Raw genomic sequence first — 2,178 nt, 5'->3', positions numbered from 1 at the left:
CAATTGAATAGTGTGGTGGCGATAGCAAGAAGGATACACCTGTAACCATGCCGAACACAGAAGTTAAGCTTCTTAGCGCCGATTGTAGTGAAGGGTTTCCCTTTGTGAGAGTAGGACGTCGCCACGCGTTTTTTTTACCTTATGGGGGTTTAGCTCAGCTGGGAGAGCATCTGCCTTACAAGCAGAGGGTCAGCGGTTCGATCCCGTTAACCCCCATATGAGTCGTTAGCTCAGTTGGTAGAGCATCTGACTTTTAATCAGAGGGTCACAGGTTCGAGCCCTGTACGACTCATAGTAATAACCTATGCGGGTGTGGCGGAATTGGCAGACGCACTAGATTTAGGATCTAGCGCCTTCGGGCGTGGGGGTTCAAGTCCCTTCACCCGCACTTCATTGCCGGCTTAGCTCAGTTGGTAGAGCATCTGATTTGTAATCAGAGGGTCGAGGGTTCAAGTCCTTTAGCCGGCATCAGGAATACGCGGAAATAGCTCAGTGGTAGAGCACCACCTTGCCAAGGTGGGGGTCGCGGGTTCGAACCCCGTTTTCCGCTTTGCCTTAGCAATTTTCAGCCGGGGTGGCGGAACTGGCAGACGCACAGGACTTAAAATCCTGCGGTGAGTGATCACCGTACCGGTTCGATTCCGGTCCTCGGCATTTCTTAATATGCGCCCATAGCTCAATTGGATAGAGTGTTTGACTACGGATCAAAAGGTTAGGGGTTCGACTCCTCTTGGGCGCGCTTTAATAACGGGAAGTAGCTCAGCTTGGTAGAGCACTTGGTTTGGGACCAAGGGGTCGCAGGTTCGAATCCTGTCTTCCCGATACTTTTACAAAAGGGGCCTTAGCTCAGCTGGGAGAGCGCCTGCTTTGCACGCAGGAGGTCAGCGGTTCGATCCCGCTAGGCTCCATATCATTTGAATAAATGATTCTTTTTTACGCGGTGTAGCTCAGCTGGCTAGAGCGTCCGGTTCATACCCGGGAGGTCGGGGGTTCGATCCCCTCCGCCGCGATTTTTTAAGAGCCTGGACCTTTAGCTCAGTTGGTTAGAGCAGACGGCTCATAACCGTCCGGTCGTAGGTTCGAGTCCTACAAGGTCCATTGTGGCATTGTATCTGTTTTATTATGGAGGATTACCCAAGTCCGGCTGAAGGGAACGGTCTTGAAAACCGTCAGGCGGGTAAAACCGTGCAAGGGTTCGAATCCCTTATCCTCCTTAACTGTCTCTTTTGTTGCGAGCAAAAGAATCACAGTCTTTTAATTACTCTAAAGTAATTACTTATCGCGGGATGGAGCAGTCTGGTAGCTCGTCGGGCTCATAACCCGAAGGTCGTAGGTTCAAATCCTGCTCCCGCAATTGCTTTTGTTTTCAAAAGCGCAATAAAAGCTAAATATGGTTTGGTAGTTCAGTTGGTTAGAATGCCTGCCTGTCACGCAGGAGGTCGCGGGTTCGAGTCCCGTCCAGACCGCCATGCGGGTGTAGTTTAGTGGTAAAACCACAGCCTTCCAAGCTGTTGTCGCGAGTTCGATTCTCGTCACCCGCTTTAGCTTTTATTTTTTGGGGCCTATAGCTCAGCTGGTTAGAGCGCACGCCTGATAAGCGTGAGGTCGATGGTTCGAGTCCATTTAGGCCCATCAAAATGTAGTCATACATTTGGGGAAGTACTCAAGTGGCTGAAGAGGCGCCCCTGCTAAGGGTGTAGGTCGGGAAACCGGCGCGAGGGTTCAAATCCCTCCTTCTCCGTTTTTTTATTGGTCCGTTGGTCAAGTGGTTAAGACACCGCCCTTTCACGGCGGTAACACGGGTTCGAATCCCGTACGGATCATTTGTTACTTTTGGAGGATTACCCAAGTCCGGCTGAAGGGAACGGTCTTGAAAACCGTCAGGCGGGTAAAACCGTGCAAGGGTTCGAATCCCTTATCCTCCTTAACTGTCTCTTTTGTTGCGAGCAAAAGAATCACAGTCCTTTAATTACTGAAAAGTAATTACTTATCGCGGGATGGAGCAGTCTGGTAGCTCGTCGGGCTCATAACCCGAAGGTCGTAGGTTCAAATCCTGCTCCCGCAATCGCTTTGTTTAACGGCAAAGCAGCAATACAAAGCTTCTGGTTTGGTAGTTCAGTTGGTTAGAATGCCTGCCTGTCACGCAGGAGGTCGCGGGTTCGAGTCCCGTCCAGACCG

At 50.9% G+C, this 2,178-nt stretch carries 21 tRNA genes and 1 rRNA gene; all 22 read left to right on the top strand.

Annotated elements, in window-relative coordinates:
- Positions 1 to 11 precede the first annotated feature (11 nt).
- The 22 genes from rrf (at position 12) to A5882_RS03050 (ending at position 2,178) form a co-directional block, all read left to right on the top strand.
- Positions 12 to 127, top strand: a 5S ribosomal RNA gene (rrf, locus tag A5882_RS03155).
- Positions 128 to 143: 16 nt separating this feature from the next.
- Positions 144 to 216: transfer RNA gene (locus A5882_RS03150), tRNA-Val, on the top strand.
- A gap of 3 nt (positions 217 to 219) precedes the next feature.
- Positions 220 to 292 (top strand) — tRNA-Lys (locus tag A5882_RS03145).
- A 14-nt stretch (positions 293 to 306) separates the two neighbouring features.
- Positions 307 to 388 (top strand) — tRNA-Leu (locus tag A5882_RS03140).
- A gap of 7 nt (positions 389 to 395) precedes the next feature.
- Positions 396 to 468: transfer RNA gene (locus A5882_RS03135), tRNA-Thr, on the top strand.
- Between the two features lie 10 nt (positions 469 to 478).
- Positions 479 to 550 (top strand) — tRNA-Gly (locus A5882_RS03130).
- 18 nt (positions 551 to 568) lie between these two features.
- Positions 569 to 654, top strand: a tRNA-Leu gene (locus A5882_RS03125).
- An 11-nt stretch (positions 655 to 665) separates the two neighbouring features.
- Positions 666 to 739: transfer RNA gene (locus A5882_RS03120), tRNA-Arg, on the top strand.
- 9 nt (positions 740 to 748) lie between these two features.
- A tRNA-Pro gene (locus A5882_RS03115) sits at positions 749 to 822 on the top strand.
- A gap of 13 nt (positions 823 to 835) precedes the next feature.
- A tRNA-Ala gene (locus A5882_RS03110) sits at positions 836 to 908 on the top strand.
- Between the two features lie 28 nt (positions 909 to 936).
- Positions 937 to 1,010 (top strand) — tRNA-Met (locus A5882_RS03105).
- Between the two features lie 14 nt (positions 1,011 to 1,024).
- A tRNA-Ile gene (locus tag A5882_RS03100) sits at positions 1,025 to 1,098 on the top strand.
- Between the two features lie 26 nt (positions 1,099 to 1,124).
- Positions 1,125 to 1,214 (top strand) — tRNA-Ser (locus A5882_RS03095).
- A 66-nt stretch (positions 1,215 to 1,280) separates the two neighbouring features.
- Positions 1,281 to 1,354, top strand: a tRNA-Met gene (locus tag A5882_RS03090).
- A 38-nt stretch (positions 1,355 to 1,392) separates the two neighbouring features.
- Positions 1,393 to 1,469 (top strand) — tRNA-Asp (locus A5882_RS03085).
- A 1-nt stretch (position 1,470) separates the two neighbouring features.
- A tRNA-Gly gene (locus A5882_RS03080) sits at positions 1,471 to 1,541 on the top strand.
- 17 nt (positions 1,542 to 1,558) lie between these two features.
- A tRNA-Ile gene (locus A5882_RS03075) sits at positions 1,559 to 1,632 on the top strand.
- A 21-nt stretch (positions 1,633 to 1,653) separates the two neighbouring features.
- A tRNA-Ser gene (locus A5882_RS03070) sits at positions 1,654 to 1,741 on the top strand.
- Between the two features lie 10 nt (positions 1,742 to 1,751).
- Positions 1,752 to 1,823: transfer RNA gene (locus A5882_RS03065), tRNA-Glu, on the top strand.
- A gap of 12 nt (positions 1,824 to 1,835) precedes the next feature.
- Positions 1,836 to 1,925 (top strand) — tRNA-Ser (locus tag A5882_RS03060).
- A gap of 66 nt (positions 1,926 to 1,991) precedes the next feature.
- A tRNA-Met gene (locus A5882_RS03055) sits at positions 1,992 to 2,065 on the top strand.
- Between the two features lie 39 nt (positions 2,066 to 2,104).
- Positions 2,105 to 2,178, top strand: a tRNA-Asp gene (locus A5882_RS03050).

It is taken from the genome of Enterococcus sp. 4E1_DIV0656 (assembly GCF_002140695.1).
Classification (GTDB): Bacteria; Bacillota; Bacilli; order Lactobacillales; family Enterococcaceae; genus Enterococcus_D; species Enterococcus_D entomosocium.
Note: the sequence above shows the minus strand (reverse complement) of the source record. Positions and strands in the feature narration are given on the sequence as shown.